Here is a 26226-nt window from a genome sequence, read left to right on the forward strand (position 1 = left end):
CACACAGATTGATAGGTTCTTATTTTTAAAGAGCATACTCTGAAGTTCTCTTCAAAGTGGACGGCCATTTTAGCGAGATAACTTATCGTGTCAAACACTTTTTTAAGTTATTTCTCTGTGAGTTACTTTCGAACTCACTGACCTTGTTATCTCGACTTCGCTTTCTTTGCTTTCCCGTGACAACGGAGGCGCATTATAGGGAGTTCGTTTAGGAACACAAGCCTATTTTTCAAAAAAACTTATCTTTTTGGTTTGTTCGTATAGAAAACAATCAAAACCCAATAAAAGTGCATTAAAAAGAGGGCTAACGCCCCCTAAAACTTGAACTTGATCTCACTTTTCAGTGCATTGATGCAATTACTGGTGAGCAATGATTTGGTCATTGGTCACAATCAACTGTACTTTCTTGTCTGGCAAGATTTGGCCAGCCAAGATTGATTTCGCTAATGGGTTCTCAACATTCTGTTGAATTGCACGTTTTAAAGGTCGCGCACCATAGACAGGATCGAAACCAACTTGAGCAATCAAATCGAGGGCTTTCTCGGATACCTCTAATTGATAACCTTTTTCTTCCAGGCGTTTCGCTAGACGATCTAGCTGAATAGAAGCAATCGACTTAATGTGCTCTTGACCAAGAGGATGGAAGACCACGCTTTCATCAACACGGTTTAAAAACTCTGGGCGGAAGTGTTTACTGACCACATCCATCACTTCATTCTTAATACCTTGGTAATCCAGAGTAGCAAAGTTCTCTTGGATGCGAGCTGAACCTAAGTTCGATGTCATGATCACTACAGTATTACGGAAATCAACCGTTCTGCCCTGACCATCAGTTAGTCGACCATCATCCAATACTTGCAGCAGAATATTGAACACATCTGGATGTGCCTTCTCTACTTCATCTAATAGGATGACAGAATAAGGTTTACGGCGAACCGCTTCTGTTAGATAACCTCCCTCTTCATAACCAACGTAACCCGGAGGCGCACCAACTAGTCTTGCCACAGAGTGTTTCTCCATGAACTCGGACATATCGATACGTACCATGGCATCTTCACTATCAAACATGAAGCTCGCGAGTGTCTTACATAGTTCTGTTTTACCCACACCTGTTGGACCTAAGAATAAGAAGGAGCCAATCGGTTTGTTTGGATCGGATAAGCCAGCTCGACTACGACGAATTGCGTTAGACACCACTTCAACCGCTTCTGCCTGACCAATCACACGTTTGTGCAAAACCTCTTCCATGCGGAGCAGTTTTTCTTTTTCTGCTTCGAGCATTTTAGAGACCGGAATACCCGTTTGCTTAGAGAGCACTTCTGCAATCTCGTTGTCCGTCACCTTATTCCGCAATAGCGTCATTTCTTGCATTTCAGCTTGAGTAGCAAGATCAAGTTGCTTTTCAAGTTCAGGAATACGACCGTATTGCAATTCGGACATGCGGTTTAGGTCACCAGCACGGCGTGCAAAGTCCATATCCATACGAGCTTGCTCTAGTTCACCTTTAATATGTTGCGTACCAGAGAGTGCGGCTTTTTCAGCATTCCACACTTCTTCTAGCTCTGCATACTCGCGCTCTTTTTCATTCAATTCTTCATTGAGCACGTCCAAGCGTTTTTCACTTGCTTCATCATGCTCGTTACTTAGTGCTTGCTGCTCAATCTTCAGTTGGATGATTTTACGTTCGAGTTTGTCTAAAGACTCTGGCTTGGAGTCGATCTGTAGACGAATGCTAGAGGCTGCTTCATCAATAAGGTCGATTGCTTTATCAGGCAATTGACGATCCGAAACATAACGATGCGACAAGCTCGCAGCTGCTACGATCGCTGGGTCGGTAATTTCTACGTGATGGTGAAGCTCATAGCGCTCTTTCAAACCACGCAGAATGGCAATCGTGTCTTCTACTGTTGGCTCATCCACCAGCACTTTTTGGAAACGACGCTCAAGTGCGGCATCTTTCTCTATATATTGGCGGTATTCATCCAATGTAGTCGCGCCCACACAGTGGAGTTCACCACGAGCCAGTGCTGGTTTTAGCATATTACCGGCATCCATAGAGCCCTCGCCCTTACCTGCGCCAACCATAGTATGAAGCTCATCAATGAATAGAATGACGTTACCTTCTTCTTTCGCTAACTCATTCAATACCGATTTCAAACGCTCTTCAAATTCACCACGGTATTTTGCACCTGCAACAAGTGCGCCCATATCTAATGAAAGTACGCGGCGACCACGTAGCCCCTCTGGTACTTCATTATTAATGATGCGCTGAGCCAAGCCTTCTACGATAGCGGTTTTACCCACACCTGGTTCACCAATGATCACTGGGTTGTTCTTGGTACGACGCTGCAATACTTGGATGGTACGGCGGATTTCATCATCACGGCCGATTACAGGATCTAACTTACCCTGCTCTGCGCGTTCTGTTAGGTCTATGGTGAACTTTTCTAATGCTTGGCGTAATTCTTCCGCGTTCGGGTCATTGACCTTTTGACCACCTCTGATCTTTTCGATCGCTTGGCTAACTTTCTGCTCGGTCAAACCCATCTCTTTTAATAGCTGACCAAGTGGGCCACGGTCTTCTAATGCTGCAAGCAAAAAGACTTCGGAAGAGATGTAGGAGTCCTGACGCTTTTGAGCCACTTTGTCGCACAAATTGAAAACTGTCCCCATAGAGCTAGACAGCTGAACATCACCGCCGATGCCACTTACTTTAGGCAGCCGGTCTAACATTTCGCTCAATTTAGAGCGTAGATGAGTCACGTCAACATCTAACATGGTTAGCAGTGGACGAATTGGGCTACCGTTCTGATCAAGCAATGCCACCATTAGGTGCACAGGTTCGATATATTGATGATCGCGCCCTAACGCTAGTGACTGAGCATCAGAGATAGCGATTTGAAACTTACTTGTGAATCTATCAAGACGCATATCTTTCTTCCTAACCTCAACTTAAGAAAATTCTTTTGACAGTTAGAAAGATGGATACGCAGAGCGGGAATTTCAAGGGAGTGAATTAATAAAGATAGCTTTGCAAAAATGAAGCTATGCATCTCAACACTTTTGAGTTGTACTGTTCAGTCTTCAATCCAAATAAAAGTGGCTTGTCGACCCGTCACACCATCACGGCGATATGAATAGAAGTCTTCTTTGTCTTGGAAAGTACACAGGCCTGAATCAAATACCTGAGTAATGCCAAATTTATTGAGACGCTGAGTTGCAAGTTTGGACATGTCCGCCAGCCACTTCCCTTCAACGTCACGAGGGGTAAATGCTTGATGAGCTTGTGAGTCGAAATCCACAAAGGCTTGCAGGACATCTTCACCGACTTCAAATGCTTGAGGACCAATTGCAGGACCAAGCCACGCCATAACTTCACCAGAGAACAACTCGAGGGCGTTTTCAACGATACCATTTGCTAAGCCGCGCCAACCAGCATGAACGGCCGCAACTTGGGTGCCTTGCATATTGGTTAATAAAACGGGCAAGCAGTCCGCTGTCATCGCTGAACAAACAACCTGACTTGCAGAAGTAAACACACCATCCGCATCGAGTACTTGCGTTGTTGGATCACTCACTTGAGCAACCACTGTAGAATGGGTTTGGTTCAACCAGATTGGCGCACTAGGCATCTTTGCTTGTTGCACCAACCAGTCACGGTTCTTTTCTACGATGGACAAGTCATCCCCAACATGAGCACCAAGGTTAAGCCCTTGATAAGGCGCAGTCGAAAAGCCTCCGACTCTGGTAGAGGCGAAAGCTTTAACGTTTTTTGGTGCTGGCCAGTTAGGAACAATTGTCTTCATATTAGAACTCGTCAGGCAGACCGAACTCTTCTGTATCTTTACGTAGCGCTTCTGTCATTTCTACCATGTCATCCGGTACTGGAGCGTGAAACTCTAGCTCTTCACCAGTAACAGGGTGATCGAAACGCAGCATTACCGCGTGCAGTGCTTGGCGGTCAAAACCACGGATCATTTCCGTTAGTTCTTCTGAAGCGCCAGTTGGGATACGAGCACGGCCACCGTATGCAGTATCACCTAGTAGCGGATGCTGTAGGTAAGACATATGAACACGGATTTGGTGCGTACGACCGGTTTCTAGGCGAAGACGGATACGCGTGTGTTCACGGAAGTGCTCCGCAACACGGTAGTGCGTTACCGCAGGTTTACCCATTGGAGCAACTGCCATTAGCGTACGTTTAGTAGAGTGACGACCAATTGGTTTATCCACTTTACCGCCCGCCGTCATACGACCGATTGCAATCGCTTCGTACTCACGAGTGATGTTACGTTTTTGCAGCGCGCGTACTAGACGAGTTTGTGCCGGAACAGTTTTCGCGACCACCATTAGACCTGTAGTGTCCTTATCCAGACGGTGCACGATACCTGCACGAGGTACTTCTGCGATATCTGGGTAATGATGCAGCAATGCGTTTAGTACTGTGCCGTCTGGCGTACCCGCGCCAGGGTGTACTACAAAATCACGAGGCTTATTGATTACGATGATGTCTTCATCTTCGTAGACGATATCTAGCGGAATATCTTGTGCTTCCCAGCGTTCTTCATCTTCCAGCTCGGCTTGCAAGGTAATTTCCTCGCCACCCATTACTCTGGTGCGAGGTTTAGTGACAACTTCACCATTCACTTGTACTTTCCCTGCAAGCAACCACTCTTTCAAGCGAGAGCGAGAGAAGTCCGCGAATAATTCGGCGATAGCTTGGTCTAAACGTTGACCTAATTGGCTATCTTTTACGGTGTTGGTTAAAACAATCTGCTGAGCCATATCGAACTTTTTTAAAAACTGTGAGACTAATGCTCACGACTGTGGAAAAATAGACTATTACGTCATTGTATCTGTTACTGGAAAGAAAGTAACGGCAGCTTAAGAAATATTTAGATTCAAGGAACAGACTCCTGATATGAAACATCAGACTTTAACAGGCCTTTTAGCGGTATCCCTTCTGTTTGGCTGTGCAAGCAAAGAAGAAATCGTTCCTGATGTGCCACCTTCTGAACTGTATGCAGACGCGCAAACTTCTCTGCAAAGCGGTAACTGGCTTTCTGCAATCGAAAAACTAGAAGCTTTGGATTCGCGTTACCCGTTTGGTGCCTACTCTGAGCAGGTACAACTTGACCTTATCTACGCGTACTACAAAAACGATGACCTAGCATTAGGTCTGGCAACGATCTCTCGCTTTATGCGTTTGAACCCGACTCACGAAAAAATGGACTGGGTTTTGTACATGCGTGGTTTGAGCCACATGGCGCAAGACCGTAACTTCATGCATGACTTGTTCAACGTTGATCGTAGTGACCGTGATCCAGAGCCAGTGAAGAAAGCATTCGACGACTTCAAAAAGCTGCTAGAACGTTACCCGAACAGCCCATATGCGGAAGATTCACAGAAACGTATGGTGGCGCTAAAGAACCGTCTTGCAAACTACGATCTAGCGACGGCAGACTTCTACTTGCGTCGTGAAGCTTGGATTGCAGCGATCAACCGTTCTCAAGAGCTTCAAAAAGCGTTCCCTGACACAGAAGCGGCGCGCAAATCACTTGAGATTCAGTTAGAAGCCTACAAGCAATTGAAACTGGATGACGCCGTTGCAAGAACGGAAGAGCTTATCAAGCTTAACCCAGCAAACTAATCCTAAGCCGCCACAGCCCAAACTGTGGCGGTTTTGTTTTCAACCACCATCAATTTTGTCTTATCCTTTCTAGTTACCATATTCACTTACTTGATGATTTTTTAAGCAACACATATGCTTAAAGTTCTCCTCCACCATTAACATGGATGTGAATGTGACCCTATCAAAGCTATGGGCGGGACTGTTGATCCTACTCTCCACTTCGAGTTTTGCGCTCGAACTGTCCCCTCTCAGACAACCACCTTACACCGGCGATCTCGACATTATCAAAGAGAAAAATGTTCTGCGAGTTTTGGTGTCTGCCGATCTTGGTTTCTATTACATCGAATGTGGGGAGCCAAAAGGCATTGGTGCAGAGTTACTGGCTCATTTCGAAAAAGATCTTCGTAAACTGAAACCTAAAATCAATATTCAAATCATTCCCGTTTCTAGAGATCAGCTACTTCCCTCACTAGAACAAGGCTTAGGGGATTTAGTCGTCGCGAACCTCACTATCACCGATGCGCGTAAGAAATCAGTTAGCTTCAGCGATCCTGTCATAACTGGAATTCAAGAGTGGGTGGTCACCGATAAAGACACTCCAGCAATGACCAAGATTGAACAACTGAGTGGTAAGGAGATTTGGGTTCGTGCTAGCTCAAGCTATTTTGAGAGCATTCAAGCCTTAAATAAAAAGCTCAACAAGAAAGGCTTGCCCCCAGTTGTGGTGCATTTTATCGAAGAAACACTACAAGATTACGAATTGGTGGGGATGCTAAACAATGGCTACGTCAAAGCCATCGTACTGGATAGTCACAAAGCCAAGCTGTGGATGAACTTTATGGGTGGCATCCGTGCGCACACCAAGATTCCTATTCGCAAAGGCGGCGAGATCGCTTGGGCCATGCGCCACGACAGTCCTGAGTTAATGAAGGTCGTAAATAAGTTCATTCGTACCGCCAAATCCGGAACCTTACTTGGCAACGTCATTTACGGTAAATACATCGACAATACCAATTGGCTCAATAAAGCGCTCAACCCAAAAAAGATTGCTCAACTCGAAAAACTCTCTTCTTTATTTTCTAAGTATGGGGAGAAATATGATTTCGATTATCTGCTCATTGCTGCGGTAGCGTATCAAGAGTCTGGGTTCGACAACAACTTAGCCTCCAGTCGTGGAGCAGTCGGCATCATGCAGATCTTACCAAGTACAGCAAGCGACCCTAATGTAAACATTAAGAACATTCGTAACTTAGAAAATAATGTCCATGCGGGCGTAAAATACATGGCCTTTCTACGTCGCTATTACTTCAGTGATGGTGCCATCAGTAAAGAGAATAAGCTCTATTTAACGTTAGCGGCATACAATGCGGGACCAGGGAATATAGAGAGAATGCGTAAGCGCGCGGCTCAACAAGGCTACGATCCGAATGTCTGGTTCAATAATGTGGAAGTGGTTACGCGACGAAGTTTAGGAGAAACCGTCAGGTACGTAACCAATGTGAACCGCTACTACGTGATCTACAAACAGTTAGAAAGCCTTGATCTGGCGAAAACGCTCGACAACGTTCTACTCGTGCCAGATGACCCCATCTTTATGACTCCCTTACGAAGAGTCAGTCAAACGCCCTAAGTAACAAACCTCAAGCCAAAAAACCAAAAACGCCGCTCAAAGCATGAGCGGCGTTTTTGAATCTAACTTACTGTGCACTTTAAGAGTGATCTGATTCACATCTTTGTTCTGGTTAATTTTTGACTAACTAGAATTACAGGCCGTATAACTCCCCTAAAAACGGGTTAGTTTTCAGCTCAGTACTCTATCCAATCTAATGATTTCGAATCCGATAACAAGCAATTTTCACATAAATCTGAGGAGATCTTGAGTGAGATCACATTCATTTTTCATCTCGAAAAACCCAATCAAAAACGTGATTTATATCACATTATTTTCTCCTCAAAGCGGTAATCTGAATTCAACCCATGAGGGGTGACACAGAGGAAAAACATTTATGACAATGAACATCACTGGTAAAAACATCGAAATCACCTCTGCAATCCGTGCTCATATTGAGAGCAAATTTAAAAAGCTGGAGAAATGGCAGGTAGACATCATCGGATGCCAAGCAACTTTCAGTGAGGAACCAAATAAACAGAAGAAATTCGAAGCCATTATTAAAGTTCCTAAAGGCCAGCTAATCGCCTCAGCAACTCACGAAGATCTTTACGCAGCTATCAATGAAGTGGAGCAAAAACTAGAACGACAACTGAATAAGCTGACCCACAAACCAGAAGCTCGACGTGCAAGTAAGCCTGAGCTAGTGGAAGAAGAAGAGTAAACGCCCCAGATTGAGGAAGTAGCGCCGAAAGGCGCTATTTTTTTGCTTGACGCTCCCCGCCTGCTTGCTTATTGTGTTTAAACACTCACAAATTAAGCACTATTTATGCATTCAACAAACCTGTTTCTTTTTGACTTCTTTTTCCTTCCATAGTTGGAGGGGCTAACTCGTTTGTGAAAGAAAAGTCAAAAACAAACAGAAAGCCTCCCACATCGGGGGGCTTTTTTTATAAGGAAAGAATTGATGACTGACCAACCTATTTCCCTGGAAGAAATTCGTTTACGTTTGAATGAGCTCGATGACGAGCTTTTAAGCCTATTATCTGAGCGCCGCAAACTCAGTATTGAAGTAGCAAAAAGCAAAGTTCAAACTTCGAAACCTGTTCGTGATGCAGTCCGTGAGCAACAACTTCTGGTAAAACTGATCACCAACGGCCGTGATAAATACGAACTCGATGCTCAGTACATCACCAAACTTTTCCACACCATTATTGAAGATTCTGTCCTTCTTCAACAAAGCTACCTGCAAAACCTCGTTAATCCACTGCAAAGCCGTAAACCTCTTGCTCGTGTTGCTTTCCTTGGTGCCAAGGGCTCTTATTCACACCTTGCTAGCCGCGAATACTTCAGCCGCAAGAACACAGAGCTAATTGAGCTTAACTGTGAACACTTCAAAGAAGTAACTCAGACCGTCGAATCTGGTCATGCTGATTATGGTGTTCTGCCAATTGAAAACACCAGTTCAGGCTCTATCAATGAGGTCTACGACCTACTGCAACACACGACGCTGTACATCGTTGGTGAATTGACTCAACCGATTGAGCATTGCCTAGTGGCGACTAAAGACATTCGTCTCGAGAACATCAAAACACTTTACTCACATCCGCAGCCACACCAGCAATGCAGCGAGTTTTTAAGCCGTATGAAAGGTGTGAAGTTAGAGTCTTGTGCAAGTACTGCAGATGCGATGCAAAAGGTACAAGAGCTTAATCGTGATGACGTAGCAGCAATCGGCAATGCTTCAAGCGGTAAGCTTTACGGCTTGCAAGCGATTCAAGGCAACATTGCAAACCAAACTGAAAACCATACTCGTTTTATCGTCGTTGCTCGTAAACCGGTTGAGGTATCCACGCAGATCCCAGCTAAGACAACCCTGATCATGTCGACGTCACAAGAAGCTGGCTCACTGGTTCAAACACTATTGGTTATTCAGCGTTACGGCATCAACATGACCAAGCTAGAGTCGCGTCCAATCATGGGGAATCCATGGGAAGAAATGTTCTACGTTGATCTAGAATCCCACCTTGGTTCTAACGAGATGCAACAAGCGATTGATGAGCTAACAAAGATCACTAAGCACTTGAAAGTACTGGGTTGCTATCCAAGTGAGAACGTAAAGCCGACTCAAGTAAAACTAAGCTAACGGACTATTGTAAGTAAAAAGAACATGGTAGGTAAAAAGATCATGGCAACCCAAAAGGTCGTAATCGCTTCCTTAAACCCGGCAAAAATCAAAGCGGTAGAGAGCGCTTTTCAAAGTGCTTTCTCAGAGCAAAGTTTTGAGTTTGTTGGTGTCAGCGTTCCAAGTGAAGTCGCAGATCAACCGATGTCGAATGAAGAAACTCATCTCGGCGCATTGAACCGAGTCCGTAACGCAAAAACAGAAATGCCGAAGGCGGATTTCTACGTAGGTTTAGAAGCAGGGATTGAAGGAAAAGTCACTTTTGCTTGGATGGTGATTGAGTCCGACACACATCGTGGGGAATCACGCTCTGCAAGCCTGATGTTGCCACCTGAGGTATTACAAAAGCTGGAACACGCCAATGAGCTTGGGGACGTGATGGATGAAGTGTTTGGTACCGATAATATCAAACAGAAAGGTGGTGCAATTGGTTTGCTGACTCAAAACCAACTAACGCGCAGTTCGGTCTACCATCAAGCTTTAATTCTGGCGTTGATTCCGTTTACCAATCCAGAGCATTTTCCGGCTAACCTATAGCAATAAGGCGCTTATTAATGGTATTGCAGCTCATAAGCGTGAAAAATACATATTAAAAAGGGCGGTAATTCCGCCCTTTTTGCTGTCTGTAACTCAGAGAGTTCGACCCAAAGATTATTGGGCACCCTGCTCTAATAATGTCTTGAGTTTGTCTTTGTCCGTATCCGACTTCGACTTTAACTCATTCGAACCACGAGTGATGGTGGCAATACCCACTCCAAGCATTTGACTGATTTGGCGCTGAGAAAGCTCGCCCTTGAGCAGTTCATTCAGAATGTTGACGCGTGCAGTAAGCGACTCTCTCTCATCTGGCGTCATCAACATGGTTAACAACATCTCATGTTGCTGGTTATCCACGCTAGAACGGATCAGTTCGACAATCTGTTGCCAGTCTTTGTACTCAGGTTCGTGTGACATCAAGTTACCTCACTCAATACTTGGTATTGATCTCATTTGGGGTCAAGAACGAACCGTCTACACCTAAAAGGTCGCGGTAGTATGTCTCAAACATCAAAATGTTCTGCACATAACCACGCGTCTCTTTAAATGAAATCGCTTCAATAAAGGAATAAGCGTCGACTTTTCCTTGAGTTCGCTCTCGCCACATTTTTACTCGGTTAGGTCCTGCATTATAAGCAGCGAGCGCGAAAATACGATTATTATCGTAATCCTCCATCAAACCTTGTAAGTAGTGACTGCCAATCTCAATGTTCTTACCCACATTATAAAGGTCTTGTGTCCCTTGATACTTGAGCTTGTACTTGTTCGCCGTGTACTTCGCAGTCGCAGGCATAATTTGCATTAGACCACGAGCCCCCACGGGAGAACGCGCTTCCGAGTCCAAAGCACTTTCTTGTCGTGCTAACGACATCATCGTAATTGGATCGATGTTGTGCTTCTCAGCATAGAAGTTGAACCACCAGCGATGCGCCACCGGGAAACGCAGCGGGATGTTATCCCACATTTGTGCTTCGATACTCGCGATAACAGTAAGATTGTGCCAACGCTTAGATGCTGCATAGGCTGCTAGCTGAGCTTTCTCATCTTTACCGACGCTGCGGAGTAAGTGCGCCCATTCGCTCTTTGCCGCCGCAATCTTATCAGTTTCAATCAACTCATGGATTCGGGCCAACGACTTTTGATACGGCTGTATGACTTTCTTGTCTAGCTTAACCGAGCTCGATGGGTACTTGATTGACTGACCTATCGCATTGGCAGCAGCGACGCTGTAAAAGTTACGCTGGCCAACCAGTTTTGCTAAACGTTGCTTACCTGCGACTTCATTACCAAGCGCAATCTCACTACGTCCTAGCCAGTATTGCCACCGAAGTGTCGCTTGCTCTTGCTCATTCAGTACCGCAATCCACTTCTGTAACCCTTTCCAATCGCCATTTTGAATCGACAAACGAATGCGGCTTTCAATCAGAGGCAGATCTTGGCTGGTTTTGGTTTTGTCATCACGCCACTGGGCAAGTGAATCTGACTCAGTGCGAATCAAACGAATCGCAATGTAATCGGCTAATGCTTGCGCTTTTTCTGATGAGAACTTTTGTCCTCTCACTACCGTCGCATAAGCCTCTTGTGCTTGCTTGGTGTTCTTGCGTGCGAGTTTTTCGAGTGCATATTCACTCTGAGCGCGATTGAAATCATTCGCAGGTTGCTTCTTGGCAAATGCAGCGACCGTTTCTGGCTTATCAAACAACGCTTTCATTGCTTTAGCTTGTTGCTTCGCTTTAGCCGATTCAGGCAGTTTTTGCAGGTAGCTAATCAAGCCACCATTGCGCGCATCAAACGCCAACAACATGCGTTGCAGAATCAATTCATCGGTACGCTCCCCCGCTTTGTCCCAAGCGGAGAACAACGGATCACACTCGTCGGCGATACTCTTTCCACGCAACCACATATGCTCAGCGCCTTTAAATGCGGCGACTTGCTTACCTTGTTTTAATTGAGCAACGTAGAAAATACATTGGTAACGCTCGCCACTTGGCTCCACTTTCTGGAACTCGGTAATGGTTTTCCAATCTTTCTGACGATAAAGGTTATCTAAGTAAGGGGCGCGAATTCGACGTGAGAATGGAAAAGCCTCGTGGTCACTAATAAATTCGTCTACCTGTTGTGGAGACTTACTCGATAATTGCCTCAGAAACACCCGATAATCCACATAAGGGGTGAGTGGATAACTGGCGATTTTAGAACGGATAGACAAATAGCCATCGATGTCATTCTTGTCTAATAAATCTTGAGCTTGTTCATAAACTTGGCGCTGTTTTTCTAGGCTCAGCGCAGCGTTTGCTGACACACTTACCGCACATAAAGCGGCTGCGTAGCATACTCTTTTAGCCAATTCCGATACGTTGAATCTCATGTGCGTCATTTTCCCCAGACGTTTCTCACTTCATTTCTCACCACTGGTGAATACAGGCGTGGCAAGTCATAAAGCATATGCATCTATTTACACCGTATTAAGTTCTTATTGTAAAGTGACTTGATGTAATAAATGTTGTACTCGTAAAACTTTAGAACCCTTTAAGACAAATAGATTCCCGACAATTCATCCATCCTGATGAACAGTCAGTGTTTGCATTTAAGGTGAACAAGAAAAGTGTATACCCTAAAGTTGTGAGTTTCCGGTCAGCGATGAAGAAGAAATCACACGAGATGCTAATTTCTTGCAATCCGGTAACAAAACTTAAGGAGTTGGTATAAAATAGACGCTTTGAATGACAGTTAATTTAGGAACGATCGGCAATGGCTGAATACGTATATACCATGTCGCGGGTGAGCAAAATTGTGCCACCTAAGCGTCAAATTCTTAAAGACATCTCTCTAAGCTTCTTCCCAGGTGCAAAAATCGGTGTTCTAGGTCTGAACGGTGCGGGTAAATCAACTCTGCTACGTATCATGGCGGGTATCGATACTGATATCGATGGTGAAGCGCGTCCACAACCTGGCCTAAACGTAGGTTACCTACCTCAGGAGCCAGTACTAGACGAATCAAAAACGGTTCGTGAAATCGTTGAAGAAGCCGTTGCAGATGTTGCTGGCGCACTAAAGCGCTTGGATGCGGTATACGCTGCGTATGCAGAACCAGATGCAGACTTCGACGCACTAGCAAAAGAACAGGGTGAACTAGAAGCGCTAATCCAAGCGAAAGACGGTCACAACCTAGATAACACGCTAGAGCGTGCTGCTGATGCACTTCGCCTTCCTGAATGGGATCAAAAGATCCAACACCTATCAGGTGGTGAGCGTCGCCGTGTGGCTATCTGTCGTCTTCTTCTTGAAAAGCCAGACATGCTACTACTCGACGAACCAACCAACCACTTGGATGCTGAATCTGTTGCATGGCTAGAACGTTTCCTAGTTGATTACACTGGTACTGTAGTTGCGATTACCCACGACCGTTACTTCCTAGATAACGCAGCGGGTTGGATCCTAGAACTTGACCGTGGTGAAGGTATTCCATGGGAAGGTAACTACACCTCATGGCTAGAGCAAAAAGATGCGCGTCTACAACAAGAAGCATCGCAAGAAAAAGCTCGTCAAAAGACCATCGAGAAAGAACTTGAATGGGTTCGTCAAAACCCTAAAGGTCGTCAGGCGAAATCTAAAGCACGTATGGCGCGCTTTGAAGAGCTACAAAACACTGACCACCAAAAACGTAACGAAACCAACGAACTGTTCATCCCGCCAGGTGAGCGTCTAGGTGATAAGGTAATCGAAGTGAACAACCTGACTAAGTCATTCGACGGTCGTGTTCTTATCGATGACCTATCGTTCAGCATGCCTAAGGGTGCAATCGTGGGTATCATCGGTGCCAACGGTGCAGGTAAATCGACTTTATTCAAGATGCTGAGCGGCACTGAGCAGCCAGACTCAGGTACGATTGAGCTAGGTGAAACAGTGAAATTGGCGTCTGTTGAGCAGTTCCGTGACTCAATGAACGACAACAACACGGTATTCCAAGAGATTTCTGAAGGCGCTGACATCATCAAGATCAACAACTTCGAAATCCCAGCTCGTGCATACTGTTCACGCTTTAACTTTAAAGGCTCAGATCAACAGAAAGTTATCGGCGAGCTTTCTGGTGGTGAGCGTAACCGTGTGCACCTTGCTAAGCTGCTTAAAGCTGGCGGTAACGTACTGCTACTCGATGAGCCAACCAACGACCTTGACGTTGAAACACTACGTGCACTAGAAGAAGCACTACTAGAGTTCCCTGGCTGTGCAATGGTTATCTCGCACGACCGTTGGTTCCTAGACCGTATTGCAACGCACATCATCGACTACCGCGATGAAGGCCAAGTTAACTTCTACGAAGGTAACTACAACGAGTACATGGAATGGCTGAAGAAGACCCTTGGTCCTGAAGCAGCTGAACCACACCGCATCAAATACAAGCGCGTATCGAAGTAATTTCGGTTATAAGATGGATGTGCGGTATATCACCCTACGCTCACCTTTGCTTGTAATTCGTACAAAGGTCGCTATCATAGCGGCCTTTGTTGTATGTGTTGCATAAATAGCTCGAAGTACCTCTCAAGTAGGTCAAGAGCATGACCATTAGCCAACCCAACTCTGTAGCTATCTCGACATTTTAAGAACAAAAATCGAACAAATTTTGTACTATTTGATATAGTCTTTCACTTGTTTGAATACTTTACGAGAAAGCTCTATGACGGAGAGACGACGCTTTTCACGCATCATCTACCAAGTACCTGCTCTAATTGAGCAAGGAGACTTGGCAATGCAAGCTACGATTCAAGACCTTTCATTGCATGGCTTGTTATTAAAAGTTGAAGATGCAAAACCGTTGGATTCATTACTTCCGGTAGAAGTGGGGTTCTCATTTATCCAATCAGAACAGATGATGCAGCTAAGTGCTGGTATCGTTTCGATTGCAGGCAATGAGATTCGGCTAAAGATAAGCAACATAGACATCGAAAGTATTAGCCAACTAAAACGATTTATAGAATTGAATGTAGGCAATATCGAGCTTCTGAATCGAGAGTTAGAGCATCTTTCCGATTTAGGAGAAAAATAAATTGAGCGCCTACTTTAGTAACAATAACCATGTCTAAAAAAATCATCATGCAGATCCCGACAAAAGACGGGAATCAGCAGTTTCATTTGGGTCGCCTTTCGATCCTAACCATCTGTGCATCTGTTGTTGCATTGCCCGCTGTCGTCGGCGGCGCATGGTATCTGAACCAAAAGCAAGTTCATGATACGCAAACCCTTAGTCAGACCATCGCTAAGCTTGAAAGTGAAAAAGCAGAGATCACTGCGCTTTACGAAGAACAATTGGATACCAACCACTCACTGTCTCAATCTCTGACGGACAAAAACAACCAGATTCAACTGCTAGGCAAGCGTGTATTCGACGTGGAATCTGTATTGGGTCTTGCTGATGAAGAGTTAGTGGGTGAAGAGAATAACCTCGCGTTAGAGGAACGTATCGATGCAGCCGCTATTGACTCGGCCGTTCGAGCCACCATGTTCCGTTTGATTCCCAACGATAGCCCGATGACTTATCAGCGCATCTCATCGCCATATGGCAGCCGAATTAATCCAATTTCGGGTAAACGTCATGTGCACACTGGCATCGACTTAACCTGTAAGCGTGGCGAAGAGATTCTTGCGCCAGCGGATGGTGTTGTAGAGACCGTACGTCCAAGTAATCGCGGCTACGGCAACTACCTAACGTTACGCCACTCGTTTGGTTTCTCAAGCTCGTTTGCCCACCTCAATAAGTTCAGTGTAAAAAGCGGTGAGTTTGTCAGTAAAGGCGATGTGATTGCGAAATGTGGTAACTCGGGTAACTCAACCGGCCCGCACCTGCATTACGAAGTACGCTTCCTAGGTCGCACATTAAACCCACGTTACCTAATGGACTGGACACCGGAGAACTTCAACTCCGTGTTTGAAAAAGAGAAGATGGTGAAATGGGGCCCATTGGTTCAGTTAATTGACAATGTCGTTCGTCTGCAAATCAATCTAACCAACTCTCCATACCGTGATACCAGCATCAGCACAGTATCAAGTGAAGACAACAGTGGCACATCGACCAACTGATTTTTAAAAGCCTTCAGAATAGAAAAGAGCAGCCCGTGAGCTGCTCTTTTTGTATTTAAAACTGGTACTTATCCACGGTGGATGTTGTCGTTCGCTTGTTTGAGTAGGTTCTGACTCTCATTCATAAATTGCTGCGAGTAATCACCAAACCAGTCACTCACTTGTTCGAAGCTTTCGACAAACTCAGCCTTATCTTTACTGTCTAAAACAGACAACGCTTCACCAAAGCGTTGGTGGAAACGCTTAATCATGTCGATGTTTTCTTGTGATGAAAGAATGATGTCACCGTAGAGGTTTGGGTCTTGGCCAAACAGACGCCCTACCATCGCGAGCTCCAAACGGTAAATCGGCGAGCTCAGCTTTAATAGTTGTTCAATGTTCGGATTCTCTTTGCTTAAGTGCATACCGTAAGCGAAAGAAGTGAAGTGGCGCAGCGCCTGAATCAAAGTCATGCCATGGTCGTGCTCTTGCGCATCGATTTGGCACAAGCTTGCGCCCCAAATTCCAAATTGTTGCAATAGCCATTGGTATTGATCGCTACCACGACCGTCACAGTAGACAATCACCTGCTTCGCTAGGCTCGGTACATCTGGGCCAAACATTGGGTGCAAACCAACAACCGGACCTTGGTGCACATTCAACATTGCTTGCAGCGGCTTAGACTTGATAGAAGTCAGGTCACACAGAATGCAGTCTTTTGGCAGGTTACCAAGTTTTTCAATCACACCTTCTGTTAGGTGAATCGGCACAGTAACCACAACCAGGCCCGCACCTTTAAGGATGTCATCCGCGTGATCCCAATCTTTGCTGCCCAGCACCTTTAATTGGTAACCAGAGAGTTTGAACATTCGGCCAAACAGACCACCTAACTGGCCATTACCACCAATAATAACCACTGAGCGCAATTCTGGGTTCAAACACTTAAAACCGGAATCTTTCTCGCTGGCATAAGACTCACGCATGGTTCGACGAAGAATGTCTTCAATCAGCTGTGGAGGAATCCCCATTTTTTCAGCTTCAGCTCGTCGTGACGCCAGCATGGCAGCCTCGCGATCTGGGGCGTAAATTGGCAAACCGTGTTCGCTTTTTACTTCACCCACTTTCTCTACTAGTGCTAAACGTTGTGCCAGTAGCTCCAACATTTGCTTGTCGACTGCATCAATTTGATCGCGTAATGCGTTAAGTTCAACTACCATTGATGTTCCTTAAATAAGTTCCGTTTTAGCCTTTAAGGCGATTCTCTAAGAAAGGCACCAGCTCTTCGTGTGCATGACGTAATAGTGCCTCAGTTGAATCCCAATTGATACATGCGTCAGTGATCGATACGCCGTATTTCATCTCTTCAAGTGCTAGGTCTGAAGATTGGTTACCTTCATTGATATGACTTTCAATCATCAAGCCGATGATTGACTTGTTACCTTCACGGATTTGGTGAATCACGTCTTCGGCAACCAATGGCTGACGACGGTAATCTTTGCGAGAATTTGCATGGCTACAATCCACCATCAATGAAGCATCAAGGCCAGACTTCGCCATCTCTTGCTCACACTCGTTAACCGATACTGAATCGTAGTTAGTTTGCTTGCCGCCGCGCAGAATCACGTGACCATTCGGGTTACCTTGCGTAGTTAGTAGCGCTACTTGGCCCTCACGGTTAATACCCATGAAACGGTGGCTAGAAGAGGCCGCTTGCATCGCGTTAACAGCGGTTGCTAGGCTACCATCCGTACCATTCTTGAAGCCAATCGGCATAGAAAGGCCGCTTGCCATCTCACGGTGAGTTTGTGACTCAGTCGTACGAGCACCGATCGCAGCCCAGCTAAAGGTATCCGCAAGGTATTGCGGGCTGATTGGGTCAAGGGCTTCTGTTGCTAGTGGGATTTCCATCTCAGCCAATTCAGCCAGCAGCTCACGACCAACATGCAGACCATGTTCAATGTCGAAGCTGCCATCTAGGTGTGGGTCATTGATCAGGCCTTTCCAACCAACCGTGGTTCGAGGCTTCTCAAAGTAAACACGCATTACAATATACAGTTGGTCGCTTAGTTGTTCAGAAAGAGCTTTTAGACGCTTAGCGTAATCCTTCGCTGCCTCTACGTCATGGATAGAACATGGTCCACATACAACAAGTAGACGATGATCTTTCTTGTGAATGATGTCAGCGATGGTTTGACGAGACTCTTGAATAAAACGACGCGCTTTTTCACTTAGAGGAAGCTTCACTTTTAGCTCCTCTGGCGTGATCAGTACTTGTTCTTCGCTGATGTTGATGTTGCTCAATTCACTTCTTTGCATAACTTTGACCTGTATATTTATGTTTACACCCAACCAATTCCTTGGTGAGACAACTAAGCTTTATCGACAAGATAACAGGCTAAAAAAGAATTACAACCGTACACAATAAAAAACATTTAGTGTAAATTTTAATTTACATCAAAGAAAAAGCCGAAGTACAGAGCACTTCGGCCTTAAATGGATGTTTTTGAAAGTTTACGTCTCACCCTGAACAAACCATTATTCAGGGGTGAGATGGTTAGCCAATCAATCGCTTCATAGCTTCAGAAGCGTCTTTCCACTCTTGCGAACGTTTTAGCTCACTTAGAGAAAAGCTTTGCTTCTTCAACAAGGCATCAGCTAGAGGAACAGAAGTGATTGGTAGATTATCCAGCACCTCAACTTGCGCATCGCGCTTGTTACAGACCAGCAGCATATCGCAGCCAGCGTTTAATGCTTGTGCGCCACGCTGAGCAGGGCCACCCATGATCGCAGCGCCCTCCATGGTCAAATCATCAGAGAAGATCAAACCTTTAAAACCAAGCTGCTGGCGTAGGATTTGTTTTAGCCAATACTCAGATCCACTTGCTGGTTGGTCATCATAATTTGGGAAAATCACATGAGCAGGCATCATCGCGTCTAAGATGCCAGCATCGATTTGCGCTTTGAAGATAGCCATATCTTGCTCAAAGATATCGCTACGCTCGTCGTATGGTGTCTCTAGGTGTGAATCAGCAATCACGCCACCATGGCCCGGGAAATGTTTGCCCGTCGTCGCCATACCGACACTCTTCATACCCTGCATATACGCGGTGCTGTGACGTAAAATGGTGTCCAGATCCTCACCAAAGGCACGGCTGCCAATCGCTTTACACTGGTGACCTTTATCTAGTACTGGTGCGAAGCTTAGGTCGATGTCATGAGCAATAAGCTCTGCTGCCATCAACCAACCGCCCATGCGTGCCAGCTCTTCACTGTTTTGGTGTTTGGCGTATTCGTCTGCCGCAGGAATCAGAGAAAAACCTTCACGGAAACGCTGAACGCGCCCGCCTTCTTGGTCAACACCAATCAAGATCGGACGTTTCGCCGCTTTGCGGATAGATTGGGTAAGAGCTTGAAGCTGCTTGCTGTCGTGGTAGTTACGCGTAAATAAAATCAAACCACCAACCGTTGGATGCTCCAAAATTTCTCTGTCTTCTGCAGTCAGTTCATAGCCTGCAACATCAACCCATAACGGTCCCATTTTTTCTCCTCAAAATCGGCTGTATATCTCGTATTCGATGAGGTTATTCGCTTCAGAATTGCTTTACAATAAGTGAATCGAAGAATTGACGGAATTGGCTGTGAATCTTAACAAACTGTATATCGGTGTGATGTCTGGAACCAGTATGGACGGTGTCGATACCGCACTGGTTGAAATTGAAGATAACCGTGTTCGCTTGATCGCACACGATGATTACCCAATGCCCGCTCATATTAAGCAGACGCTACTGTCAGTTTGCACTGGGCAAAACACGAACCTTAAAGCCATTGGTGAGCTCGACCATCAACTTGGCCATCTGTTTGCCGATGCGGTTTTACAGATACTGGATAAATCCGGCTATTCCGCTGAGCAAATCCGAGCCATTGGCAATCATGGGCAAACCGTGTTCCACCAGCCAACAGGCGATCTGCCCTTCACCACCCAACTGGGTGATGCCAACATCATTGCAGTCAAAACGGGCATTGATACCGTGGCAGATTTTCGTCGCAAAGACATGGCGTTAGGTGGCCAAGGTGCACCGCTCGTCCCTGCTTTCCATAAAAGTATTTTTGCCATGCAAGATTCCACCACCGTGGTGCTTAACATCGGTGGAATTGCCAATATCTCGGTACTGCATCCTGAACAAGCAGTGATCGGCTATGATACCGGCCCGGGCAACATGTTGATGGATGCATGGTGTGAACAACACACCGGACAAGACTTCGATAAAGACGCGCAATTTGCTCTGCAAGGTAACACCGATGCCGCACTGCTCACTCAGCTCTTAACAGAACCTTACCTCGCTATGTCGGCACCCAAGAGCACTGGCCGAGAGCTGTTCAACATCGATTGGCTGCATCATCAGTTAGCTGACCACAATACCTCAACACAAGATGTACAACGCACGCTGTGTGAATACTCGGCGAAAACCATTGCAAGCGAAGTAGAGAAATTCACTTATGGCCAGCAGCCACAGCTGTTGGTGTGTGGAGGTGGTGCGAGAAACCCGCTACTGATGCAGCGTTTAGCGGAACTTCTGCCGCAATGGCAAGTCGCAACAACGGACGATAAAGGTGTTGATGGCGATTATATGGAAGCCATGGCGTTTGCTTGGCTTGCTCAGCGACATATCGATGGGCTGCCGAGTAACTTACCTGAAGTGACCGGTGCGAGCCGTCTTGCTTCACTGGGTGTGCTCTATCCTAAAAACTAAATTCGTTGTGCCAGATACAGCGACAAAAAATCGAAATCAGTATTCAAAGGCTTAAACCACTATGACAAATGACGCGCTTATTGCTGCTCTTGCCCATCTTGTATCAGAGGGGCGCAACCCAGATACGATGGATATCGATTTATTACCCTCTCTGGACATTGTTCAGAGACTGAATCAGCAAGATAAACTCGTACCGCTTGCGGTGGAGAAAGTACTACCAGAAATCGCACTCGCGGTAGATAAGATCACCGACGCGTTTAAAGTCGGCGGTCGTCTGGTTTATATGGGCGCAGGCACCAGCGGTCGTTTAGGTGTGCTTGATGCATCGGAATGTCCACCAACATTTGGCGTATCTGACAAGATGGTGGTTGGTCTGATTGCGGGTGGCCCAGAGGCGATTTTAAAAGCGAAAGAAGGTGCGGAAGACTCGCCAGTTTTAGGTGAGCAAGACCTAAAAGATATCAAATTCACAAATCTGGATGTTGTCGTAGGCATCGCTGCAAGTGGCCGAACGCCTTATGTTATTGGTGGTTTGGAATACGCAAACGAGATCGGTGCAACCACAATAGCGCTATCTTGTAATCCAGATTCTCCAATCGCCGACATTGCCGACGTCGCAATTAGCCCTGTTGTTGGCCCTGAAGCATTGACTGGCTCAACACGTTTGAAATCAGGTACCGCGCAGAAACTAGTTCTGAACATGCTGACTACTGCCAGTATGATCCGTTTGGGTAAGAGTTACCAAAACCTGATGGTTGATGTGAAAGCAACCAACAATAAACTCGTCGCAAGCGCCGCACGTATCGTGATGCAAGCGACTGATTGCAGCAAAGAACAAGCAACCGAAGTGCTAAAGCAAACGGATTATGAAGTGAAGTTGGCGATCTTAATGATCCTCACCGATCTTGATATTGAATCTGCTCGCGCGCATCTCCATCACCAAGACGGTTTCTTACGTAAAGCGGTGGAAAGCCATCAGCCGAAATAGTGGAATGATAGAGTCCAAGCAAACAAAAAGGAGACCTCAAGGTCTCCTTTCTTATTCTGATATCAAGATTTAGTCTTCATACAACCATTCATCAAACTCTTGGTTAAGCTTGTCATTTGCTTTGCGTTTGATGTGATCGGGGTTCGTTATGTTCTTAACGTTATCGACTTTGTTGGTGTACTTGCGCGTGGTTTGGTTTACTTCACGCTTAACCTGATTCTCCACATAAGTGCCATCGGTGATCTCTTTGATATTGCGCTTAGTGTGATTGATGGTGTTGGTAATACGATGCTTGTCATGATCGTACTTACGCTTCATCTTTATCGACTCTTTCAATACGTTGGTCGCTCCAACCGTTAGGGGAAAGAGCGCCAATGCGACCAAAAAGATCTTTTTCATGTTTCTATTTCACTTCTGATTGAATCTGACATCACCAGTACACCAAAGCAATAAAATTCAAATGTCAGAAGATTAACAGGGAAAACTACTGTCTTGATTATGAAACAGAACTAGTTACTGTATTCGTTCCAACCACGTTGCCATTCCATACGGAATTTCTGCGCTTGAGGCGTGCCTTCGCACACACCTTCATAATACTGGCCAGACAAGCCCATTTGGTAAGCGAAATCTGGATTACAGTATTCTGTTACACCTTCTAGGTAGCCTTGATCGTAGTCACCTTGCTTAGCATTACCGAGCTGATTGAGCTCTTTCACCGTACGAGAGGTATGCCCTGCAATACCATCTTGATAACCGATCTGATACCAATCACCAGATTGCGCCAATTCTTCCGTGGTTGCCGCACATCCAGCGAGTAAAGCCAGCGCCAAGCCTAACGTTGCCTTTTTCATGATTCTTCCTTAACTAGTTGTTTTCCCAACAAGCTTATCACTAAAGCCTGTGCTTTGCCGCTGCTGTGTCGATTTTGCCTGCGAGTTTCTCCTACAGCCACTCACGGTACATAACGACCACTGAGTACCGAATTTCACCGCTTAACGGATATCCCGACCACTGAGCAAACGATAAAACCACTTAATCCTTATATCGACCACTCGCTTCTCTATTCGACCACTCATCCACAGAGCGAATGCGCTTAACAAAAGGGGCGAATAAGATACATCCTGAGCTTAAAAAATTACCCTACCTATTAAACCAAGGACAATAGCTATGATGTGGTTTCTAACCTGTGTCGCAGCCCTCATCGGCGGATACTTCATCTACGGCGCTTTCGTTGAGAAAGTTTTCGGTATCAATGAGAATCGCCAAACGCCTGCCCATACTAAAACCGACGGTGTTGACTACGTTCCAATGTCAACCAAACGTGTTTACCTTGTTCAGCTACTTAACATCGCTGGTGTTGGCCCTATCTTCGGTCCAATCATGGGGGCGCTATATGGCCCTGCTGCAATGCTGTGGATTGTTGTAGGTTGTATCTTCGCAGGTGCGGTACACGATTACTTCTCAGGCATGCTTTCTGTTCGTAACGGTGGTGCATCAGTACCAACAATTACCGGTCGCTACCTAGGTAATGGCGCAAAACACTTTATGAACATCTTTGCCATTGTCCTATTGCTTCTCGTTGGTGTGGTATTCGTATCAGCACCAGCAGGTATGATCACAAACCTAATCAACGACCAAACCAGCTTTAGCGTAAGCATGACAACCATGGTTGTGTTGATTTTCGCTTACTACATCATCGCGACAATTGTTCCTGTAGATAAAATCATCGGTCGTTTCTACCCATTGTTCGGCGCACTACTGATCTTCATGTCTGTGGGTCTAATGACTGCAGTTGCGTTCTCTAGCGAGCACACGGTAATGGGCGACTTCCAAGTAAGTGATATGTTCACGAACTTGAACCCGAACGATATGCCTCTATGGCCTGCACTATTTATCACTATCGCATGTGGTGCTATCTCTGGCTTCCACGCAACTCAATCGCCACTGATGGCGCGTTGTATGGAAAATGAGAAGAACGGTCGCTTCGTATTCTACGGTGCAATGATTGGTGAAGGCGTTATCGCGCTTATCTGGTGTGCTATTGCTCTGTCTTTCTTCGGTACACTTGACGGTCTTGCAGAAGCTGTGAAAAACGGTGGTCCTGGTAACGTGGTATACAGCGCGTCATTTGGTCTGCTAGGTGTATTCGGTGGTGTGATTGCTTTCCTTGGTGTTGTTATTCTGCCAATCACATCAGGTGACACAGCATTCCGCTCAAGCCGCCTGATTCTTGCTGAATACTTCGGTATGGAGCAGAAAACACTGCGTAACCGTCTTCTAATGGCTGTGCCACTATTCGTTATCGGCGGCATCCTGACTCAAGTAGACTTCGGTATCATCTGGCGCTACTTCGGCTTCGCAAACCAAACAACAGCAGTAATGATGCTTTGGACTGCGTCGGCTTACCTACTACGCCACAACAAGCTGCACTGGATTACGACAGTACCAGCCGTATTCATGACAACCGTATGTGTGACTTTCATTCTAAACAACAGCACACTAGGTTTTGGTCTGCCAATGCAAATCTCGACTATCGCTGGCGTTCTATTCGCACTAGCGGCAGCAGGTTACGTTATCAAGATATCTAAAGGAAAAGGCGAGACAGAACTGGCTGATGAAGAGAAACCACAAGCAGCCTCAGAAACCGCATAATGAATCCCTTCGCTTGCTAACCGATTCATTATCAATGTCTGGATAAACCAAGAGCCTGCCCAACGCAGGCTCTTTTTGTTTCTCTTCGAAGATTTAATTCACTTACAATAAAAACATCATTTTTAGGTTAGGTTCGCTATGGAACTGGTCATCTCCCTTTTACAACAAATGTGTGTTTACTTAGTGTTGGCTTACATGCTGAGTAAAACGCCGATCATTTTGCCTCTGCTGAGCATCTCCTCTCGCCTCAGCCATCGGCTCATTTGTTACGTGCTCTTCTCTGGCTTTTGTATTCTTGGCACCTACTTCGGATTACAGATTAACGACGCCATCGCTAATACACGCGCTATCGGAGCAGTAATGGGTGGCCTGTTTGGTGGCCCTGTCGTTGGTTTCGCGGTGGGACTAACGGGCGGTATTCACCGTTACACCCTTGGTGGTTTTACGGATTTAGCCTGCGCTATTTCGACTACAGCAGAAGGCTTGATTGGTGGCTTGCTGCATGTTTACCTCATCAAGCGCAACAAAGGTGCAATGCTGTTTAATCCAAGCGTGGTATTCAGTGTGACTTTTGTAGCGGAAATCGTACAGATGATTCTGTTGCTCGCCGTAGCCAAACCTTTCGACCAAGCCTATGAGCTGGTTTCAGCGATTGCGGCTCCGATGATCATTGCTAACTCCGTTGGTGCCGCTCTGTTTATGAGTATTTTGCAAGATCGTAAAACCATTTTTGAAAAGTACTCAGCGACCTTTTCCCGCCGCGCATTGAGCATTGCCGATCGCTCGGTCGGTATTCTGAGTACTGGCTTTAACAGCGAAAACGCCGATAAGATTGCCCGTATTATTTATGAAGAAACAAAGGTCGGTGCGGTCGCTATTACCGACCAAGAGAAGATTCTGGCTTTCGTTGGTATCGGTGATGATCATCATAGGCCAAATACTCCTATTTCATCGCAAAGCACACTCGATTCAATGGAGAAGAATGACATCATCTACCTTGATGGTAGCGAGCGACCATATCAATGTTCATTGGCGCAAGACTGCAAATTGGGATCTGCGTTGATCATTCCTCTGCGTGCAGGTAAAGAGGTAGTTGGAACCATTAAACTCTATGAGCCAAAACGCAAACTATTCTCTACTGCGAACATGTCAATGGCAGAAGGCATTGCTCAGCTTCTATCGAGCCAAATCTTGTATGGCGATTATCAGCAGCAGCAAACCCTATTAGCTCAGGCAGAAATCAAACTGTTGCACGCTCAGGTGAACCCACACTTTTTGTTTAATGCGCTGAATACTATCAGTGCTATTACTCGTCGAGATCCAGATAAGGCGCGAGAGCTGATCCAAAACTTGTCGCACTTCTTCCGCAGTAACTTAAAGCAGAACATCAATACCGTAACGCTAAAGGAAGAGTTGGCACACGTGAATTCCTACTTATCTATAGAAAAGGCACGCTTTACTGATCGCTTAGAAGTTGAAATTGATATTGAACCAGAGCTTTTGGATATCAAGCTGCCGAGCTTTACTCTTCAACCGCTCGTTGAGAACGCCATCAAGCATGGTATTTCCAATATGTTAGAAGGCGGCAAAGTGAAGATTTACAGCCAAGCTCACCCACAAGGTGCACTGATTACGGTAGAAGACAACGCGGGAAGCTATGAGCCACCAAAAGAGAATCATTCTGGTTTGGGGATGGAAATTGTCGATAAGCGCTTATCGAATCAATTTGGGCGTGATTCAGCGCTAAAAATTACCTCTCAGCAGCACCAATTTACTAAAATGAGTTTTATCATTCCCCACTCGCGATAAGTACAG

22 protein-coding genes and 1 other annotated feature are annotated in these 26226 nt (G+C 45.7%); of the genes, 12 read left to right on the plus strand and 10 right to left on the minus strand.

Going from position 1 to position 26226, the window contains the following annotated elements:
• Window positions 1–357: 357 nt before the first annotated feature.
• From clpB to rluD, 3 genes are all read right to left on the minus strand, one after another.
• Entirely contained in the window at window positions 358–2931 is a 2574-nt protein-coding gene (gene clpB / locus KIV40_RS17410; protein WP_228174586.1) for an ATP-dependent chaperone ClpB, read from the minus strand.
• 146 nt (window positions 2932–3077) lie between these two features.
• Window positions 3078–3806, minus strand: a complete 729-nt coding sequence (pgeF, locus tag KIV40_RS17415) for a peptidoglycan editing factor PgeF (protein ID WP_012127062.1) — start codon at window positions 3804–3806, stop codon at window positions 3078–3080.
• Between the two features lies 1 nt (window position 3807).
• Entirely contained in the window at window positions 3808–4785 is a 978-nt protein-coding gene (gene rluD / locus KIV40_RS17420) for a 23S rRNA pseudouridine(1911/1915/1917) synthase RluD (RefSeq protein ID WP_005425317.1), read from the minus strand.
• A 136-nt stretch (window positions 4786–4921) separates the two neighbouring features.
• Between rluD and KIV40_RS17425 the strand changes: the two genes are divergently transcribed.
• The 5 genes from KIV40_RS17425 (at window position 4922) to yjjX (ending at window position 9963) form a co-directional block, all read left to right on the plus strand.
• On the plus strand, window positions 4922–5650 hold the full coding sequence (locus KIV40_RS17425) for an outer membrane protein assembly factor BamD (RefSeq protein ID WP_005425318.1): 729 nt from the start codon (window positions 4922–4924) through the stop codon (window positions 5648–5650).
• Between the two features lie 142 nt (window positions 5651–5792).
• Window positions 5793–7262 (plus strand): lytic transglycosylase F, encoded by a 1470-nt coding sequence (locus KIV40_RS17430; RefSeq protein ID WP_285350464.1) that lies wholly within the window; start codon window positions 5793–5795, stop codon window positions 7260–7262.
• Window positions 7263–7638: 376 nt separating this feature from the next.
• Window positions 7639–7965, plus strand: coding sequence for a ribosome hibernation-promoting factor, HPF/YfiA family (gene hpf, locus KIV40_RS17435; protein WP_005425319.1), 327 nt, complete (start codon window positions 7639–7641; stop codon window positions 7963–7965).
• A 108-nt stretch (window positions 7966–8073) separates the two neighbouring features.
• Window positions 8074–8195, plus strand: a sequence feature (Phe leader region).
• 13 nt (window positions 8196–8208) lie between these two features.
• The gene (gene pheA, locus KIV40_RS17440) at window positions 8209–9387 is read left to right on the plus strand and encodes a prephenate dehydratase (RefSeq protein WP_005533293.1); all 1179 of its coding nucleotides are present in this window, start codon (window positions 8209–8211) and stop codon (window positions 9385–9387) included.
• Between the two features lie 42 nt (window positions 9388–9429).
• Window positions 9430–9963 (plus strand): inosine/xanthosine triphosphatase, encoded by a 534-nt coding sequence (yjjX, locus tag KIV40_RS17445; protein ID WP_041853416.1) that lies wholly within the window; start codon window positions 9430–9432, stop codon window positions 9961–9963.
• A gap of 114 nt (window positions 9964–10077) precedes the next feature.
• On the opposite strand, the gene trpR is transcribed toward yjjX, so the two are convergent.
• A complete protein-coding gene (gene trpR / locus KIV40_RS17450) occupies window positions 10078–10380 on the minus strand; it encodes a trp operon repressor (protein ID WP_005425333.1) in 303 nt (100 codons plus the stop codon).
• Between the two features lie 13 nt (window positions 10381–10393).
• Entirely contained in the window at window positions 10394–12340 is a 1947-nt protein-coding gene (locus KIV40_RS17455; protein ID WP_285350468.1) for a transglycosylase SLT domain-containing protein, read from the minus strand.
• 374 nt (window positions 12341–12714) lie between these two features.
• Between KIV40_RS17455 and ettA the strand changes: the two genes are divergently transcribed.
• The 3 genes from ettA (at window position 12715) to KIV40_RS17470 (ending at window position 16041) form a co-directional block, all read left to right on the plus strand.
• Window positions 12715–14382: an energy-dependent translational throttle protein EttA gene (gene ettA / locus KIV40_RS17460; RefSeq protein WP_285350469.1), complete on the plus strand. Its 1668-nt coding sequence runs from the start codon at window positions 12715–12717 to the stop codon at window positions 14380–14382.
• Window positions 14383–14641: 259 nt separating this feature from the next.
• Window positions 14642–15010 (plus strand): PilZ domain-containing protein, encoded by a 369-nt coding sequence (locus tag KIV40_RS17465; protein WP_012127056.1) that lies wholly within the window; start codon window positions 14642–14644, stop codon window positions 15008–15010.
• A 29-nt stretch (window positions 15011–15039) separates the two neighbouring features.
• Window positions 15040–16041: a M23 family metallopeptidase gene (locus tag KIV40_RS17470; protein ID WP_045379655.1), complete on the plus strand. Its 1002-nt coding sequence runs from the start codon at window positions 15040–15042 to the stop codon at window positions 16039–16041.
• A 68-nt stretch (window positions 16042–16109) separates the two neighbouring features.
• Here KIV40_RS17470 and tyrA read toward each other — a convergent pair whose 3' ends face one another.
• The 3 genes from tyrA to nagZ all read right to left on the minus strand — a co-directional run bounded on the left by tyrA (window position 16110) and on the right by nagZ (window position 19558).
• Window positions 16110–17237 carry a bifunctional chorismate mutase/prephenate dehydrogenase gene (gene tyrA, locus KIV40_RS17475; protein ID WP_285350470.1) on the minus strand — a complete coding sequence of 376 codons (1128 nt, stop codon included), beginning with the start codon at window positions 17235–17237 and terminating at the stop codon, window positions 16110–16112.
• A gap of 25 nt (window positions 17238–17262) precedes the next feature.
• Window positions 17263–18336, minus strand: a complete 1074-nt coding sequence (locus tag KIV40_RS17480) for a 3-deoxy-7-phosphoheptulonate synthase (protein ID WP_285350471.1) — start codon at window positions 18334–18336, stop codon at window positions 17263–17265.
• Window positions 18337–18574: 238 nt separating this feature from the next.
• Window positions 18575–19558: a beta-N-acetylhexosaminidase gene (gene nagZ / locus KIV40_RS17485; RefSeq protein WP_012127052.1), complete on the minus strand. Its 984-nt coding sequence runs from the start codon at window positions 19556–19558 to the stop codon at window positions 18575–18577.
• Window positions 19559–19658: 100 nt separating this feature from the next.
• On the opposite strand from nagZ, the gene KIV40_RS17490 reads away from it, so the two are divergent.
• Entirely contained in the window at window positions 19659–20771 is a 1113-nt protein-coding gene (locus KIV40_RS17490; RefSeq protein WP_041853239.1) for an anhydro-N-acetylmuramic acid kinase, read from the plus strand.
• A 61-nt stretch (window positions 20772–20832) separates the two neighbouring features.
• A complete protein-coding gene (gene murQ / locus KIV40_RS17495) occupies window positions 20833–21759 on the plus strand; it encodes an N-acetylmuramic acid 6-phosphate etherase (RefSeq protein WP_285350474.1) in 927 nt (308 codons plus the stop codon).
• A 69-nt stretch (window positions 21760–21828) separates the two neighbouring features.
• Here murQ and KIV40_RS17500 read toward each other — a convergent pair whose 3' ends face one another.
• Together KIV40_RS17500 and KIV40_RS17505 are read right to left on the minus strand one after the other, a co-directional pair.
• A complete protein-coding gene (locus KIV40_RS17500; RefSeq protein WP_012127049.1) occupies window positions 21829–22158 on the minus strand; it encodes a hypothetical protein in 330 nt (109 codons plus the stop codon).
• Between the two features lie 110 nt (window positions 22159–22268).
• On the minus strand, window positions 22269–22610 hold the full coding sequence (locus KIV40_RS17505; RefSeq protein ID WP_005425322.1) for a DUF2799 domain-containing protein: 342 nt from the start codon (window positions 22608–22610) through the stop codon (window positions 22269–22271).
• Between the two features lie 316 nt (window positions 22611–22926).
• Here KIV40_RS17505 and KIV40_RS17510 point away from each other — a divergent pair, with 316 nt between their 5' ends.
• Complete coding sequence (locus tag KIV40_RS17510; RefSeq protein WP_285350477.1) at window positions 22927–24411, plus strand: carbon starvation protein A; 1485 nt, start codon at window positions 22927–22929, stop codon at window positions 24409–24411.
• A 138-nt stretch (window positions 24412–24549) separates the two neighbouring features.
• The gene (locus tag KIV40_RS17515) at window positions 24550–26220 is read left to right on the plus strand and encodes a sensor histidine kinase (RefSeq protein ID WP_012127048.1); all 1671 of its coding nucleotides are present in this window, start codon (window positions 24550–24552) and stop codon (window positions 26218–26220) included.
• The last annotated feature ends 6 nt before the right edge of the window (window positions 26221–26226 follow it).

The sequence above is a fragment of the Vibrio sp. D173a genome, from assembly GCF_030248475.1.